The organism is Sphingobacterium tabacisoli, assembly GCF_017908035.1.
In the GTDB taxonomy this organism is placed as follows: Bacteria; Bacteroidota; Bacteroidia; order Sphingobacteriales; family Sphingobacteriaceae; genus Sphingobacterium; species Sphingobacterium tabacisoli.
On sequence record NZ_JAEQMU010000005.1, the window covers coordinates 23,072 to 39,206 of the forward strand.

At 39.9% G+C, this 16,135-nt stretch carries 15 protein-coding genes; 11 read left to right on the top strand and 4 right to left on the bottom strand.

Features of this window, described 5'->3' with window-relative positions:
- The first annotated feature begins 179 nt into the window (after positions 1-179).
- The 8 genes from JKG64_RS16830 to JKG64_RS16865 all read left to right on the top strand — a co-directional run bounded on the left by JKG64_RS16830 (position 180) and on the right by JKG64_RS16865 (position 8,520).
- The gene (locus tag JKG64_RS16830; RefSeq protein ID WP_210355467.1) at positions 180-1,508 is read left to right on the top strand and encodes a hypothetical protein; all 1,329 of its coding nucleotides are present in this window, start codon (positions 180-182) and stop codon (positions 1,506-1,508) included.
- Positions 1,501-2,124 carry an LPS export ABC transporter periplasmic protein LptC gene (locus JKG64_RS16835; protein ID WP_210355468.1) on the top strand — a complete coding sequence of 208 codons (624 nt, stop codon included), beginning with the start codon at positions 1,501-1,503 and terminating at the stop codon, positions 2,122-2,124. The genes JKG64_RS16830 and JKG64_RS16835 overlap by 8 nt, the downstream gene beginning before the upstream one ends.
- A gap of 144 nt (positions 2,125-2,268) precedes the next feature.
- Entirely contained in the window at positions 2,269-4,374 is a 2,106-nt protein-coding gene (locus tag JKG64_RS16840) for a peptidylprolyl isomerase (RefSeq protein WP_210355469.1), read from the top strand.
- Between the two features lie 65 nt (positions 4,375-4,439).
- On the top strand, positions 4,440-4,958 hold the full coding sequence (locus JKG64_RS16845; RefSeq protein ID WP_210355470.1) for a DUF2480 family protein: 519 nt from the start codon (positions 4,440-4,442) through the stop codon (positions 4,956-4,958).
- Positions 4,959-5,071: 113 nt separating this feature from the next.
- Entirely contained in the window at positions 5,072-5,863 is a 792-nt protein-coding gene (locus tag JKG64_RS16850) for a DUF3108 domain-containing protein (RefSeq protein WP_210355471.1), read from the top strand.
- A gap of 8 nt (positions 5,864-5,871) precedes the next feature.
- Positions 5,872-6,435 (top strand): DUF3109 family protein, encoded by a 564-nt coding sequence (locus JKG64_RS16855; RefSeq protein ID WP_210355472.1) that lies wholly within the window; start codon positions 5,872-5,874, stop codon positions 6,433-6,435.
- 59 nt (positions 6,436-6,494) lie between these two features.
- Entirely contained in the window at positions 6,495-7,466 is a 972-nt protein-coding gene (locus tag JKG64_RS16860) for a polyprenyl synthetase family protein (protein WP_210355473.1), read from the top strand.
- A 1-nt stretch (position 7,467) separates the two neighbouring features.
- A complete protein-coding gene (locus JKG64_RS16865; RefSeq protein ID WP_210355474.1) occupies positions 7,468-8,520 on the top strand; it encodes a TerC/Alx family metal homeostasis membrane protein in 1,053 nt (350 codons plus the stop codon).
- Between the two features lie 329 nt (positions 8,521-8,849).
- On the opposite strand, the gene JKG64_RS16870 is transcribed toward JKG64_RS16865, so the two are convergent.
- The 3 genes from JKG64_RS16870 to tpx form a co-directional block, all read right to left on the bottom strand.
- Positions 8,850-9,779 (bottom strand): hypothetical protein, encoded by a 930-nt coding sequence (locus JKG64_RS16870; RefSeq protein ID WP_210355475.1) that lies wholly within the window; start codon positions 9,777-9,779, stop codon positions 8,850-8,852.
- Between the two features lie 91 nt (positions 9,780-9,870).
- The gene (gene gmd, locus JKG64_RS16875; protein ID WP_210355476.1) at positions 9,871-11,025 is read right to left on the bottom strand and encodes a GDP-mannose 4,6-dehydratase; all 1,155 of its coding nucleotides are present in this window, start codon (positions 11,023-11,025) and stop codon (positions 9,871-9,873) included.
- 181 nt (positions 11,026-11,206) lie between these two features.
- Entirely contained in the window at positions 11,207-11,704 is a 498-nt protein-coding gene (gene tpx, locus JKG64_RS16880) for a thiol peroxidase (RefSeq protein WP_210355477.1), read from the bottom strand.
- 139 nt (positions 11,705-11,843) lie between these two features.
- On the opposite strand from tpx, the gene JKG64_RS16885 reads away from it, so the two are divergent.
- From JKG64_RS16885 to JKG64_RS16895, 3 genes are all read left to right on the top strand, one after another.
- Positions 11,844-13,064 carry an OmpP1/FadL family transporter gene (locus JKG64_RS16885; protein ID WP_210355478.1) on the top strand — a complete coding sequence of 407 codons (1,221 nt, stop codon included), beginning with the start codon at positions 11,844-11,846 and terminating at the stop codon, positions 13,062-13,064.
- A 20-nt stretch (positions 13,065-13,084) separates the two neighbouring features.
- Positions 13,085-14,416: an SGNH/GDSL hydrolase family protein gene (locus JKG64_RS16890; protein ID WP_210355479.1), complete on the top strand. Its 1,332-nt coding sequence runs from the start codon at positions 13,085-13,087 to the stop codon at positions 14,414-14,416.
- A 183-nt stretch (positions 14,417-14,599) separates the two neighbouring features.
- The gene (locus JKG64_RS16895; protein WP_210355480.1) at positions 14,600-15,016 is read left to right on the top strand and encodes an OsmC family protein; all 417 of its coding nucleotides are present in this window, start codon (positions 14,600-14,602) and stop codon (positions 15,014-15,016) included.
- 14 nt (positions 15,017-15,030) lie between these two features.
- On the opposite strand, the gene JKG64_RS16900 is transcribed toward JKG64_RS16895, so the two are convergent.
- Complete coding sequence (locus JKG64_RS16900) at positions 15,031-16,077, bottom strand: DUF2157 domain-containing protein (RefSeq protein WP_210355481.1); 1,047 nt, start codon at positions 16,075-16,077, stop codon at positions 15,031-15,033.
- Positions 16,078-16,135 lie beyond the last annotated feature (58 nt).

Sequence of the window (16,135 nt, forward strand, 5' to 3'; positions counted from 1 at the left end):
AATCGTTTAACCTTTTTTAACAAAATGAGGTCAAGGATTCATTAAAATTTAAATAGTTTTGTAACGAAATAAATTCATCAGAACACCAATTGGTTAGTTTATTAAAAAAATGCCAGTTCGTTATTGGCCTATCAAGATAACACAAAAATACGTCCGAAGCGCGGAGATTATAAAAATATATGCATAAACAATTCAATGTTTTGAGTGCCAAAAGGGCTTTACAGCTTGTAGTTGCTACAGGCCTTTTCCTGGTAAACATCCAAGCGAATGCCCAGACTACAACCTCACACTCTCCTTACTCCAAATTCGGCTTAGGACAGATGCGAGAAGACCTCCTTCCACAGACCCGTTCAATGGGAGGAATATCAAGTGCAATACGTTACCAATCCGGGCTTCCTATTCTCAACGTGGGTAATCCTGCAAGTTATTCCGCTTTTTCCAGAACAATTATGGAAGTAGGGCTTTATGGTAATGCAACTGAGCTAAGTCGCCCTGGAGTAAAAGATAATACAGCAGACTTTGCATTCTCCCACCTCGCAATAGGGATACCACTTTCTCAACGCTTTGGTGGCCTTGCATTTGGGCTTATGCCTTACTCGGATGTAGGTTATAACCAAACCAGTAGAGAAAAAATTGGCAATTTGGTCTATAATGTATCCTCTAAAGGAGAAGGTGGAATAAACAAAGCCTTCTTTGGTTACGGTGTATCTCCAATCAAGGGACTAAGTGTAGGTGCTAATATAGGTTTCTTATTTGGTGAGCTAACTGACATAGACTTAGTCAGCTTCCCTACAGACCCTAGTATGCTAAATACACGATACAATGAGACACGTCTTATTCGGGGAGCTACCTATGACTATGGTGTACAATATTCAAAAGCGATAGGTAAAAAATTAAACCTGACTGTAGGCTATACGGGCTCACTAAACAATACAATAACAAACAAAACCTCTTCGTTTATTAAAAGAACGGAACCTTCAACAGATCCGGATTTTCAGAACATCCCACTCGATACGGTGTCTAGTATAACTGGTTTATCACGCAAAATTAATCTTCCATTAAAGCACACCGTTGGATTTACCCTTTCCAAAGGATACAATTGGATGGTGGGCGCAGACTTCAAGTACGCAGATTGGAGTAACTTCCAAACACGTGCTGGAGAAGCTCAACTTGGGAAAAACTACGGCTTTGCAGTTGGAGGACAGATTAAACCTGACCCGACATCCTTCAGATATTGGAACATCGTAGATTACAGACTAGGATTTCGTTACGACAAGACGCCAGTTAAGTACAACAATAACAACATAGATGACATGGCTGTCACAGTAGGTCTAGGTCTACCGTTGCCTGAAACAAACTTTGGCCTTACCTTTTCACGGATAAACATATCTGCTGAATTCGGTCAAAGAGGATCTTTATCCAACAATCTAGTACGTGAGCGTTATATCAACTTTAATCTAGGTTTTACATTGAATGACACTTGGTTCCGCAGAAGAAGTTATGACTAACAGGAGAAGAGTATTCTCAAAATTAGATATTAATATTCCCCTATTGCTTTTTATTGCAATAGGGGTTTTCTCACTTAGTAGCTGCGAGAATGACCTTCGTGATGTCAGTAAAATTGAGAATATACAGCAAGAAGAAGCTGTAGATATCTCAAAAGATGTAAAAATTATACTAAGCGACTCAGCCGTTGTAAAAGCCCAATTAACGGGCCCAGAAATGCGTGTATACCACGACACCACAGGCAATAAGAACAGCAATTATGAGTTTCAAAAAGGTATACAGATTATATTTTATGATTCGGAAGGCAAAGAAAGCCAGCGTATACGATCCGACTATGGCAAACAGCGTGTCCTGGATGGGATTACAGAATTTAAAAAAAATGTAGTCGTCAATATGGCCGATGGTTCTGTCATCAAAACGGAAGAGCTCTATTATGATGAAAAAAAGAAAATCTACTACAATGATGTTCCTATTTCATTTGAGTTTAAAGACGCCAGAGGCAATCTTTTAGCCACTTCTTTCACATCAGACACGGAGTTTAGAAATATTAATGGGCAAAATATGACGGGATTCTATATTCCCTCAGGCAATAGTCAGTTGCCTTCATTTGGCAATTAATTCGACCTCAACAATAAAGGTTTAAATAAGTTTTATTAACGTTATAAAAATTTACTCTTTTTTTTTATAAAAGTTGTATCTTGCGCCTTGTTTTAACAAAACACAATTAAATAACTAAAGAACACATAAATACAATACGAGAATATGGGATTAATGGGTAATTTGCGTAACCGTGCTGGATTGGTAATATTCATAATCGGCTTAGCAATTGTTGCATTTTTATTAGGGGACATCATTAAGTCCGGAACGCCGTTTTGGGCTAAGAAGCAAAACGAAGTAGGTAGTGTAAACGGCAACTCTGTCGACTACCATGATTTCAATGCACAGGTAGAACAAACTTCGGCTATGTATCAGCAGCAAATGGGTGGAGCTGAAACTCCTCAAATAAAAAACTTTGCAGTACAACAGGTTTGGAATCAATTTATTTCCAAAGAGCTGATGGCGACGGAAATTGAGAAATTAGGATTATCCGTAGGGAAGAAAGAATTTAACGACCTTATCACTGGTCCAAATCCTTCTCCTCAGATTATGCAAACCTTCACGAACCCAGAGACAGGTCAATTTGACCGTAATTACCTTACCCAAGTAATCAATGAGGCAAAAGGTGGCAACGTTCAGGTCGCACAGCAATGGGAGTTACTCCTAGAGAATGTTCGCACGCAACGATTGACAGAAAAATACTCGAACCTACTAAGCAATGCTGTATACGTTACAGCACTAGAGGCTCAGGACGAATATACGGCAAAGAATAAATTAGCAAACTTCAAGTATGTATTGCTTGACTATTCTTCGGTTAATGAAGCGGACATCAAATTGACAGATGCCGACTACAAAGAATATTATGATAAGCACAAAAATGCTTTCAAAAACCCAGAAGAAACACGTGCAGTAGAATATGTCTTATTTGATGCTAGTGCAACAGCCAAGGACTCTAGCACTACTCTAGCCGCAATTCAAACACTTAAAGGTGAATTAGCAGCTTCTACCAATGATTCGCTATTTGTTGTAGGAAGCTCTGATAACAAATACCCTGTAACTTACTACAGAAAGGGGCAAGTTAGCCCAGCCTTAGATTCAGTTATTTTCAACGCTGCAAAAGGAACAACAGTAGGTCCATTTCTATCAAATGGTGCTTATGAGATCGCGAAAATCTTAGATTCCAAATTCAGTCCAGACTCTGTTAAAGCAAGTCACATCCTTTTAAATGCAGCAGCAGAAGGTGGTGTTGACAAAGCAAAAGCGAAAGCAGACTCTATCAAAGGTCTACTAGCTAAAGGAGAGAGCTTCTCTGCATTAGCAGTTGAATTCAGTCAAGATCCAGGAAGTAAAGCTAACGGAGGCGACTTAGGTACTTTCACTAGAGGACAAATGGTTGGTCCTTTTGAAGAAGCAGCATTCAATGGTAAAGCTGGCGATGTAGTTATCGTAGAATCACAATTTGGTGTACATATTTTAAAAATCGAGAAGCAAATCGGAAATTCTAAAATTGTAAAAGCGGCAATCCTTGATAAGGTAATCACTGCCGGAAAAGAAACTACCGATGCTGTTTACGCAAAAGCAAATACCTTCTTTACTTCGGCTAATAGCTCCAACTTTGATGAAACTGCCAAAAAAGACAAACTTAATCTGCAAAAAGCTACGCGTGTACAGCCTATGGACAACTCGCTAAACGGCGCTGAAGCTTCAAGAGAGTTAATCCGTTGGATTTTTGACGCTAAAAAAGGTGATGTATCCGATAAGATTTATGAAACAGAAAATGCCTTTATCGTAGCTAAAGTCTCAGGAATCAACCCGAAAGGCATTCAACCTTTAGAAGCTATCAAAGGCGATATCGAACTAGGTGTCAAAAACCTTGTAAAAGCACGTATGCTAAAAGAAAAAATGAATAACGCCCTTAACGATGCTACCTCATTGGATCAAGTAGCTCAAAAAGCTGGAAAGCCTGCAATCGCTGTTGAAAACATCGTTTTAGCGAATCCAGTAATACCAGGTGTATCACTTGAAAGTACGGTCATCGGTACTGTATTTGGTCTACAACCGAACAAACCATCTAAAGCTATTGAAGGAACACAAGGTATCTATGCAGTACAAGTAGATAGCTTTGTAAACCCTAAAGAGATGGTAGACACAGAGCGTAAAAATCAACAAAAACAAATGTTGACATCTAAACAACAACGCGCATGGGGTTCAATCTTTAAAGCATTGCAGGACAACGCTAAGATTGATGACAATCGCATTAGATTTTATTAAGATATTATAATTAATTTTACAGCCGGGCATGGTAACATGTCCGGCTTTTTTTATATTTTTAGCATATGGATATTCAAGAGAACATAGTCAATAAAGTTGCACAAAGTGGTCTTATCACTATTGATCTGGCAGAATATGCGCCTATACAGAGCGATATCCTAACTTACGATATCAAGGATAACCTGTTTCATGGCCTGATTCTCAAAGAGAAAGATTTCAGAGACTTTGTCAAACAACATGACTGGTCTCAATATCAAGGCAAACATATCGCTATTACTTGTTCTACAGATGCGATTGTGCCGACTTGGGCCTACATGATCTTGGCCAACAAGCTTACCCCTTTTGCCAAAAGCATACATTTTGGTACCGAAGACGAAGTCGTGCGTGACTTATTCTCTGAAGCTATCCAAGCTATAGATTACTCGGTTTATAATGACCAGCGTATCGTAGTAAAAGGATGTGGTGATATCTTTATTCCAGAGAGTGCATTTGTATCCTTCACCCATAAGCTCAGCTTGGTAGCCAAAAGTATCATGTACGGCGAACCTTGCTCTACGGTCCCTGTGTTTAAGCGAAAAAATTAAACCATTAGGGATCTTGAAGCGTCTTAGGTATATTAATGAGGATATTCTATTCTGATCGATCTAAGAAGACAATCAGAACAAATTATGCCCGTTAAAGAACAACTTGAACATATATGAAAAGAGCCTACTGTACATTACTTGCTTTATTTGTTAGCTTCACATGGAGCTTTGCCCAATCCCTTCCCTATCTAAAAGAACCGACCTTTAAAGAAGGTGAAAAACTCTCTTATAAGCTAAGATACGGTATTATATCTGCTGCCAATGGTGTGCTATCAGTCAACAAGTCCCAGCTTCAATTCAGCAATAAGAATACCTACCACCTGAATGCATTCGGACAGACATCTTCAGGCTTTTCAATCTTCTATACCGTCAAAAACAAGTATGACTCCTATATAGATGGAAATACTTACCAGCCCTATCTGTACACCGAAGACATTCATGAAAACAGCTACACCCGAAAGGAATATGCGACATTCGATCATCGGAACTCTACAGTAAAAGGAGCAAAAGGAACCTTTAAAGGAAAGACTCCACAAATCTTTGACTTATTATCTGCCTATTACTTTTCCCGGAATCTCGACCTGGCCTCTTTGAAAAGTGGGGACACCTTTAAGATCACCTACTTCTTGAACGACGAAATTGCCGAATTGAAAGTAGCATATGTTGGTACCGAACAAATAAAAACGAGTCTTGGAACACTGGACTGTATTAAATTAAGTCCTGAAATCAAACCTGGACGTATCTTTAAAAAGGATAGTAAATTGTATCTTTGGGTCACTAATGATGGTAATCGTATCCCCGTAAAAGCGCAGGTTGAAATCTTAATAGGTTCTGTCACGATGGAACTAACAAAGGCTGAGGGGTTAAAGTACGAATTGGGAAAAAAAGTGAGCTATTCAAAATAAGTAAAATCATGATTGAGGTTGATAATGTACTGGTCCATGAGGACTTAATAAGCAATGATTTTGTTTGTAACCTATCAAAATGTAAAGGTATCTGCTGTGTAGAGGGCGATGCGGGTGCACCACTACGAGAATCTGAAAAAGCAGTTTTACAAGAGATCTACCCAAAAATAAAGCCCTACATGACTGAAAAGGGCATTCAGGCGGTGGAGGAACAAGGAACTCATGTAATCGATAGTGATGGAGATCTAACGACTCCCTGTGTCGACGGTAACAAAGAATGTGCCTATGTCACTTGGGAAAACGGCATTACAAAATGTGCAATAGAAAAAGCCTATGAACTAGGCGAAGTAGATTGGAAGAAACCAATTTCTTGCCATTTATACCCTATACGGACCACACACTACCCGCAGTTTGACGTCTTACATTATGATAGATGGCATATCTGCAAAGATGCTTGCAGCTTTGGTAAAGAACTTCAGGTCCCTGTATACAAATTCTTAAAAGACCCGCTCATCCGCGAATATGGAATAGAATGGTATACTAAATTAGAAGAATCGGTAGAATCTATCTAATGGAATTTTGTTATCTTTATTGCGTATAAATAGACGCTAATTGGTATTTACCATCATTCATGCTTAGTTTAAAGGAGATACAACGCCCCATTGCAACAGAGCTTTCGACATTCGAAACGAAGTTTAAGCAGTCCATGCAAAGCTCTGTTCCACTTTTAGATATTATAACCCAATACCTATACAAACAGAAAGGCAAACAAATGCGTCCTATGTTTGTATTTTTCGCCGCTGGCTTATGTGGAGAAATAACCGAGTCTACCTACCGTGGAGCCTCGCTTGTCGAACTGCTGCATACGGCCTCGCTTGTACACGATGATGTAGTGGATAATGCGAACGAAAGACGGGGCTTTTTTTCGATTAATGCCTTATGGAAAAACAAAGTCGCTGTACTTGTTGGAGATTTCCTGCTTTCCAAAGGTCTTCTGCTTTCTGTCAACAGCAATGAACATAATCTACTAAAGATAGTCTCTGAGGCTGTGGAGCAGATGAGTGAAGGCGAACTGCTACAGATAGAAAAAGCTCGTAAACTAGACATAAAAGAAGATATCTATTACGAGATCATCCGCAAAAAAACGGCGTCTCTGATTGCCTCCTGCTGTGCTTCGGGAGCATCTTCCGCCAAAGCAGATACCGAAACCATAGAACTTATGCGATTATTCGGAGAAAAAGTCGGATTGGCTTTTCAGATTAAAGACGATTTATTTGACTTTGGACTAGATGATGTCGGCAAACCTGTAGGTAATGACATCAAAGAAAAGAAGATGACCCTACCCTTAATCTATGCGCTGTCAAATACCTCAACCTCAGAAAAACGTCGAATCATTAATTTGGTTAAGAATCACAACGAAAATAATGAGAAGGTAGAAGAGGTGATACAATTTGTACGCAGCAGCGGTGGTCTGGAGTATGCTACAGAAAGAATGATGCAGTTCCAACAGGAAGCATTCGATATTTTGGCAAAGTTCCCTGACAACGTTTACAAAGAAGGCCTTAAGCAACTAGTAACATTTACCACAGAAAGAAAGAAATAATATGAGTCACGAGATAATGTTTTTTGGAGGATTTATCGTCTTTATCATCCTCATGCTGGCAATAGACCTCGGTCTATTTAGTAAAAGCGATAAACCAATAAGTCTAAAAGCGGCAGCTATTATGTCCTTAATATGGATATTATTTGCTTTAGGCTTTGGTCTAGTCCTTTATTTCTGGGGTAACGAGCTACACAATGTGCATGATATCGCCCGTTTAAAAGAAATTGTTGCCAAGCATTACCACGATATAAAAATAGTGGAAAATGACCTGGTAGCCAGCTTACACATTTACAACAAGAACCTGACTTTAGAATATCTCACGGGTTATGTCGTCGAATATGCCCTCTCGGTAGACAATATCTTTGTCATGGTATTACTTTTCTCCTCATTCGGCATACCTGAACGCTATTACCATAAGGTACTGGTATGGGGAATCCTAGGGGCAATTATCTTACGTTGTATCTTTATCTTCGTTGGAGCAGCCTTAATAGCTAAGTTCGGCTGGATACTTTACGTCTTTGGAGCCTTTTTAGTATATACTGGATTTATGATGTATATCAATAGAAATCAAGAAGAAGAAGTAGACCCACAGAACCATGCAATAGTCAAATTTGCCTCAAAATATTTTAAGGTAACATCAAAGATGGACCAAGGTAAATTCTTTCATATCGAAAACGGAGTTCGCTATATGACTCCACTTTTCCTAGTGCTCTTAGTCATTGAATTTACCGATTTAATTTTTGCGGTCGACTCTATCCCCGCCATATTTTCAGTAACAAAAGACCCCTATATTGTGTTTTTCTCCAATATCTTTGCGGTATTAGGACTAAGATCAATGTTCTTCCTTTTGGTTAACATCATTCACAAATTCCATTATCTGAAAGTTGGTTTAGCATTTCTATTGATTTTTATCGGAGCAAAAATGTTATTGCATGACTGGCTTAAAGAATGGGGCTTTACTACATCCCACTCTTTGATTATTATTTTGAGCATATTAGCGATTAGTGTCGTGGCCTCGCTCATTTTTCCTAAAAAAGAAAATTACGACCGTTAGCTTTAAAAGCAATAATAAAAAGCAGCGCCTGATCTTTCGAGCGCTGCTTTTTTATATCCTAGTCCTAAATCAAGTCACGAACTTAAAGACTCACTAGGAGCTCTCCAATAGCCAACTAGCGAAGAGCTGTAGCTAAATAGCATTCCACCATAGCCAACCAGCAAGGTACCGTAGCCAACTAGCGAAGCGCTGTCTTTACAACCTCTCTTTTTAGTACAATAAGATAGCATCATTTCACCAACATACAGGTAGGACTATTCGGCAGAAAAAGAAAGGGTCGCCAATAATCACGTATTGACGACCCCTAGATCCTATATATTGTTAATAAACTACTTCAAGACTACACTTGACCTTCCCATGATCGCATCATCTGCATACAGGAGCACTGTATAGGCCCCTTTCTTGAAGCGATTACCATCTCTCCATAGCAATTGATATTCTTCGCCTCTATTTGTAAAATTGATATTTTCTTTGAACGTAAATTGCAGCTTATCCCCATGAACATAAAATACATCTCCTGCTTTAGCTATAAGATTACCTTGCGGATCAATTATCCGAACAAAGACCTCCTTACTTCCCTCCTTGGCTAACGGGTTATCAGCGATAGAAAATTTTATCTGTAGATCATCAACACGCTTAGCTTTAGTTTCTATTTCAAAATCCCCTTTTCGGGTTTTCTCAACTCCGTTGACCAAGATACTTGACACTTTAACAGAAGATGCAATGCTAACTTTTTCGTTCAACCGCTCGTTCCGCTCTTTCAGATTTTCAACTTGATCACTTTTTTCTTTTACAGTCGAACTCAATTCCTTATTTCTCTTTAAAAGGATATCATTTTGAAGTTTCAACTCCCCAGCTTCATCCTTTAGTGAAGAGACATTTTTCTTTAGTTTCTGTATCTGATCTTTAGCTGCTTGTATCTGCGTATCGGAGATATTCGAACTCTCCAGCTCAGAACGCAAATCATCAATTATTTTGCGCGCAAACTGCTCTTCCTGAATCAGGTTCTCCGGTAAACCTTCAATATTTTGATTCTTGATATTGTCTAGCTCAGCTTCTATACGGTCAATCTCAATTTGTAGATTCTCTTTCTGTAATGCTACTGTATAAAGTTTCTCTCCGGATGACTTAAATTTGACGTAAAAATAGATATTAGTTGCTAGGAGCGAAGCTATAGCAATCATAAAAAAATAAATCTTCGAGTTATCCTTCTTGTTATTCGGAACCTCACTCTCGACAGATGTATTGCTTAACTCCATAGCAGACCTTCAATTAATATCAAATTCACGTTTAAACTCCTATTTCCCATAACTGAAGAGTACTCAACAAAAACTATTCCAAAAAACAAGACTACTCAAAATAGTTAAGTGTCTCAAAACCACCGTCTTTCAAATACTGCTCCTTACGCATCAAATGAAGATCCGATTGCACCATCTCCGACACCAACATCTGTAGATCATACTTTGGCTTCCAATTAAGCTGTGTCTGCGCTTTTGTAGGATCACCAATCAATAGATCAACTTCGGTAGGTCTATAGTAACGAGAATCAACCTTCACGACAGTCTGACCCAATTTTATACCTTCAGGATCAATTCCCAATTCTTTCAGTCGTTCGTCATCACGATCTATAACAACTCCTTTTTCTTGTTCATCTTTACCACTAAATTCAACTGTCACGCCAAGCTCAGCAAAACTTAAGCGTACAAAATCCCGAACAGTAGTTGTAACTCCTGTCGCAATGACGAAGTCCTCTGCAGTATCTTGTTGCAAGATAAGCCACATTGCTTCGACATAATCCTTAGCATGTCCCCAATCCCGCTGTGCAGAAAGGTTGCCTAAAAAAAGTTTACTTTGTAGTCCTAGCGCAATCTTTGCTACCGCCCGTGTAATTTTACGCGTTACGAAGGTCTCTCCTCGCACCGGACTTTCGTGGTTAAACAAAATTCCATTACACGCATACATTTTATAAGCTTCACGATAGTTCACCGTAATCCAGTATCCATACATCTTGGCCACAGCATAAGGGCTACGCGGATAAAAAGGCGTAGTTTCACTTTGTGGAACCGCCTGCACCAACCCATACAGTTCAGAAGTAGAAGCTTGATATATTCTTGTTTTCTCGATCAACCCCAAAAGACGGACTGCTTCTAAAATCCTTAGCGTGCCTATACCATCAGCATTAGCGGTATACTCTGGTGTGTCGAAACTAACTTTAACATGGGATTGAGCCGCTAAATTATATATTTCGTCCGGTTGAGTTTCTTGGATAACCCGGATCAGATTTGTAGAATCTGTAAGATCTCCATAGTGTAGGACAAAGTTTCTATTATCCAAATGCGGATCCTGATATAGATGATCGATACGATCGGTATTAAAGAGCGAGCTCCGTCTCTTCAATCCATGCACCAAATAGCCTTTTTTTAATAAAAACTCGGCCAAATAAGCTCCGTCTTGCCCTGTAACACCTGTAATAAGTGCGACCTTTTGAGTAGTAGATTCCTTCATAATACAAAATTAGCCAAACTTAGAAAAAATGCAGGGGATTCACGAATACCTATTAAAAAAAAAAGCTATTTACATTGCTCTATTATACGGAATAAGGCGTGATTGTAGTATGGTATAACAATAATATCTCTCTTACTTATTTTGGCAAGAGAGATATTATCCACTATGTAAACCGAATTACTTATAGAGAAGCGATAGCTGCTTCATAATCTGGTTCATTTGTCGTCTCTGCGACTTGTTCTGTATAAACAACCTTTCCAGACTCATCCAATACGACTACAGCACGGCTCAATAACCCCTGTAACGGTCCATCTGAAAAACGAACACCGTACGCTTCTGAAAAAGCACTGTCTTTGTATTGCGACAAGGTCACTACATTTTCTATTCCTTCCGCCGCGCAGAATCTTCCCTGTGCAAAAGGTAGATCCTTTGAAATGCACAATACAACCGTATTAGCCATCGACGATGCCTTTTCATTGAATGTACGCACAGACATCGCACAGGTACCTGTATCAATACTTGGAAAAATATTTAAAACAATCTTCTTACCTAAAAAATCTGACAAAGACTTCTGTGATAGATCAGCAGCAGTTAATGAAAAATTCGGAGCTTTTGTTCCGACGGCGGGCAAACTTCCTGCCGTGTTGACTGTTATACCTTTAAATAAAACTTGACTCATGATAATAATATTTAATGCCATTAAGATAGTAATTTTCAAGGACTACGCCTATTAAAAAATTATATAAAATTATTTTTATTGGAAAAAAAATACTATGTTAGCATTGTATTTTAAAGAAATACGTTAACCAAATAAGCTTATGAAAAAACTACTATTATCGTTTCTATTAGCTAGCCCAGTTCTCTTATTTGCTCAAGGCTCACAAGTGAATACACAAGGTATAAAGGCCCTAGGTATGGCAGGCGCTGGTTCTGCATTATTCGTTGATGAATCCAGCATATTCTATAATCCGGGAGCGCTCGTCAAGATGGACCACAATGCTGTCTCTGCCGGAGCATCTGCTGTAATGTATAGATCTGCTTTTAAAGAAGTCAACTCGACACAGCAGTATGATACAAAGTTCCAGATTACACCTCCTTTTTCGGTATTCGCCACATTTGGCCCGAAAGGCACCTGGTGGAAAGCCGGACTTGGGGTATACACACCATTTGGCGGTGCAGTCGACTGGGGGCAAGATTGGCCAGGTAAGTATGAATTGAATCACCTGCAGATGCGTGCCATCTATATACAGCCCACATTAAGTTTTAAAATCACGGACAATTTTAGCGTGGGTGGAGGGTTTGTGTACAACCTCGGTTTCGTCGATCTATCGAGATCCCTGCCTACATTCGACGCCAATGGTAATCCTGGCCGGGCAGAGCTCTCAGGAATGGGTACTGGAACCGGTTACAACATCGGTGTCCATTACAACCTCGAAAATGAATTTGCAGTTTCACTAAGCTATCGTTCCAAAGTCGTCACCAAGCTAAAAGATGGCGATGCCAAATTTACGGTACCTGACGCATTAGCGGCTTCATTTCCCACGACTACTTTTGACGCAGAATTGCCGTTACCCGCTTCTTTCAACATCGGTATCTCCTTCCCTGTTAGTGAACGTATAGATATTGCAGCAGATGGAACATTTATCGGTTACGACATCTACAAATCGTTGACGTTTGACTACAAAGACAATACAGCAACACTAGAAGACACCTATCAGCCAAAAAAATATCAAAATGCCTTCTCCGGAAAAGCTGGTATTAATTACAAAGCAACAGATAAGCTTGATCTAAGAACGGGTGTTGGCTATGTCTATAGTCCAGTCATGGCAGAATACGTATACGCGGAGACACCAGACAACAATCGTGTCATGGCGTCGCTAGGCTTTACCTACGATATCTCGGATAGATTTGAATTGACTGGAGCCTACACCTTCCAACGTATTTTGGAACGCACAGTGACCAATGCTGTAACAGGTCTGAACGGGACATTCAAGACTAACATCCATGCTCCTGGCATTTCCCTCACCTACAAATGGTAATAACTTAAAGGTATTGACAGATGAAAAGATTCCAAAAAAACATTAAACTTTATATAGGCCTTGTAGCATGTGCCCTAGTAGCATCCTGCGCACCTGAAATAGACAATGCAAAGCCCAATGAAAATACAAGTAGTTCAAAACCCGATTTTTCCAAATATATCGCTATAGGTAATTCGCTCACCGCCGGCTTTGCTGATGGAGGACTATATTTGGAAGGCCAACAGTTGGCTTTCCCGGTGTTGATTGCAGAAAAAATGAAGGCTCATGGAGGAGGGGAATTCAAATCCCCTTTCTTTACAGAAAGTCAGTCCAATGGTTCGGGGTATATCCGCTTGAAAGCTTTGGTCAACGGGCAACCCGTAACCGAGCCTGTCACAGACAAACTAGCAGTCAGAGGTCTATCCCCCAACAATACGCCTTTATATACAAAATATACCGACGAGGTGAATAATCTTGGTGTTCCGGGAATGCGACTCGATATGGTTAATATTCAAGGACTCGGCTCCGTACAGGGTAATCCTTATTTTGAGAGACTGCTCACTGACCAGGCAGCGATGACAAGTTATCGTGCTTTTGCGACATCCAAAAACCATACTTTTTTCTCTTTTAGCCTTGGGAACAATGACGCTTTGGGCTACGCCACCAATGGCGGCGTACAAAAACCGGATGGCACCAGCACCCTTACCGACATCAACACCTTTAGTAATAACCTGACAAACTTTATCACTGATTTAACGACTAACGGACGAAAGGGAGTCATTGCGACTATCCCGGATGTGTCAGCAGTTCCGTTCCTCACCACAGTAACACGACAAGCCCTACTGCAGGCTGCTACTGCCGCTTCTCAGGCACAAGGAGGCCCAGCTGTTACCGCTCTTTTTATAGCAACTAAAACCGGCCCAAGACCTGCTACCGATAAAGACATGTTTGTTCTACCTTTTGCTTCTTCAGGCCTATTAGGAAAACCTAATGATCAAAAAATCCCTTATGGTCTACATCCAAACAATCCTATTGAAAGCCAATATGTATTGGATGAAGCTGAGGTCGCAGAGGTCAAAACACGTATTGACGAATACAACAAGAAGATACTAGAAGTGGCCAAAAGCAGAGATTTAGCGGTAGCTGACATCCACGCTTTCTTAAACAAGGTTAAAAATGGTTATGTCTATAATGGTATAGTCATTAGCAATAAATACATCACTGGAAATGTCTTTTCATTAGACGGCGTACACCTTACACCGATGGGCTATGCCATTATGGCTAATATCTTCATCGATGCGATCAACACCAAATACGGCACTCAACTCGACAAAGTCGATGCTATGCAGTACCGTGGGGTCAAGATGCCTTAAAAAGATAATGAATCCTACATGCTAAAAAAAGGCACCTTCGTCAACAGGGTGCCTTTTTTAGTGCAAGCTCTTTTTTAGACCAAGCATTTTAACTAAGTTTGATAGACAATTGAGAGGTCGCTATACGACTTCACCCTACCGATACCCACAGGTATTGGTAATGGATAACAAAACAGTAAACAGATGAAAACAGTATTACAACGCGTCAATAACGCTGTGCATTTTGAGGCATCCAGTCCATCCTCTACAGTCAAGATTAATATCGATGGTCCAGCATCTATAGGTGGTGAAGAGAAAGGCGTACGTCCTATGGAACTCGTATTGATGGCATTAGGCTCATGTAGTGTATTCGATCTAACGACAATCTTACAAAAACAACGACAGGATATTCAGGATATCCGAGTAGAAGTAGAAGGAGACCGTCGAGAAGAAATCCCTAACATTTTCACCAAAATCCATATTAGCTTCTACCTAAAGGGGGATATCGATGAGATCAAGGCTCAAAAAGCCGCTGAGCTTGCCGTAAAGAAATATTGTTCAGTACATGACATGCTTGCTGCAGGAGGTGTTGACATCACCTACAGTATCAAGATAAATTAAGAACAAAGCACTTCTTAAGAGGTGCTCTGTTTCTTCCATATCTTTTCAGACCAACGTCCTACCAACCAAAAAGAAATCGCCAGGACTAGAAAGAATATTGTACGGTTGATATTATCCCAAAGGTATTCTACAAAACGGGTATAAAGATTCAGAAGAAAAAACACAAATCCAATATCCCGTAGCACCGCATCTTTCTTCTTTAATCCGTAAAGCGCCAAAGCCAACGACACCGCTATTGCCAATAATCCCCAATATAAAATTTCATATTGCCGTATTTGGGTCCAAGCTTCAAAATCGCTGTAATTTCCAAAGATAGAGAGACACCATAAGGCAATCATTGTATACAGCAGACCTATCACAAAGCTAGTAGACTGGAACTCAACCAACGCACTCCAGCGCGGTTGAATCCAAATTGAAAATGCGGTGAGCAGGGCACCAAAAATAGTGAAGCGTAATGGGAAGTTCATCCCCCAAAATTTCCACCCCCACTCGCTATGCAATGCCGTCTCCGTAGCAAACCATACCCCCAATGCAACCAGGGTGAATACCCATATCAGCTTTGATTTTAATTTGACAGCCAACACGGCATAAATTAAAATCGAAATAAAAAAGAGTATCGTAAAATAGTGCGTATTACGGTCTAAAATCTGTCCTAAAAAGCCAATACTTGCAGCTGTAGAAAAAGCACCCGACAACATCAACGTTTCATTGGAGAAGGTCTTATCGGGATACCGTTTTTTATTCCGAAATCCAAGCGTATAGAAAGCTATCGCCAATCCGGCGAAGAACAGGCAGAACACAATATTCGGTGTTTCGTAGAATTGCTCCACAAAGCGGACCAACATATCGTCTGCAAAAAGAGAGACAACAGAAAAAATCAACGAAGCCAATGCTACCCAAAATGCATACCGTGCCAGAACCTTCCATTCAAAACTACGTTCATCTATATTTTCCTGCAGTTCCCGCACTTTATCTTCCTCTAATAGCTTCTGTTCATACCAGTGCTGCAACGCCTGATCTACAACTTCTTTATCTTGCTTACTTAAATCTAGTTTCTTCACAAATTCCCCGGTTTAATTAGTACAATTTACAAATAAAAGCATTATTAATATTAAAAAA

What these genes read in the sequence shown, in the direction of transcription:
- JKG64_RS16850 (WP_210355471.1), top strand. Translation starts at nt 5,072, where the DNA reads ATGAAAAGAGCCTACTGTACATTACTTGCTTTATTTGTTAGCTTCACA.
- JKG64_RS16860 (WP_210355473.1), top strand. Translation starts at nt 6,495, where the DNA reads ATGCTTAGTTTAAAGGAGATACAACGCCCCATTGCAACAGAGCTTTCG.
- JKG64_RS16865 (WP_210355474.1), top strand. Translation starts at nt 7,468, where the DNA reads ATGAGTCACGAGATAATGTTTTTTGGAGGATTTATCGTCTTTATCATC.
- JKG64_RS16830 (WP_210355467.1), top strand. Translation starts at nt 180, where the DNA reads ATGCATAAACAATTCAATGTTTTGAGTGCCAAAAGGGCTTTACAGCTT.
- tpx (WP_210355477.1), bottom strand. Translation starts at nt 11,704, where the DNA reads ATGAGTCAAGTTTTATTTAAAGGTATAACAGTCAACACGGCAGGAAGT.
- JKG64_RS16840 (WP_210355469.1), top strand. Translation starts at nt 2,269, where the DNA reads ATGGGATTAATGGGTAATTTGCGTAACCGTGCTGGATTGGTAATATTC.
- gmd (WP_210355476.1), bottom strand. Translation starts at nt 11,025, where the DNA reads ATGAAGGAATCTACTACTCAAAAGGTCGCACTTATTACAGGTGTTACA.
- JKG64_RS16890 (WP_210355479.1), top strand. Translation starts at nt 13,085, where the DNA reads ATGAAAAGATTCCAAAAAAACATTAAACTTTATATAGGCCTTGTAGCA.
- JKG64_RS16845 (WP_210355470.1), top strand. Translation starts at nt 4,440, where the DNA reads ATGGATATTCAAGAGAACATAGTCAATAAAGTTGCACAAAGTGGTCTT.
- JKG64_RS16885 (WP_210355478.1), top strand. Translation starts at nt 11,844, where the DNA reads ATGAAAAAACTACTATTATCGTTTCTATTAGCTAGCCCAGTTCTCTTA.
- JKG64_RS16895 (WP_210355480.1), top strand. Translation starts at nt 14,600, where the DNA reads ATGAAAACAGTATTACAACGCGTCAATAACGCTGTGCATTTTGAGGCA.
- JKG64_RS16855 (WP_210355472.1), top strand. Translation starts at nt 5,872, where the DNA reads ATGATTGAGGTTGATAATGTACTGGTCCATGAGGACTTAATAAGCAAT.
- JKG64_RS16835 (WP_210355468.1), top strand. Translation starts at nt 1,501, where the DNA reads ATGACTAACAGGAGAAGAGTATTCTCAAAATTAGATATTAATATTCCC.
- JKG64_RS16870 (WP_210355475.1), bottom strand. Translation starts at nt 9,779, where the DNA reads ATGGAGTTAAGCAATACATCTGTCGAGAGTGAGGTTCCGAATAACAAG.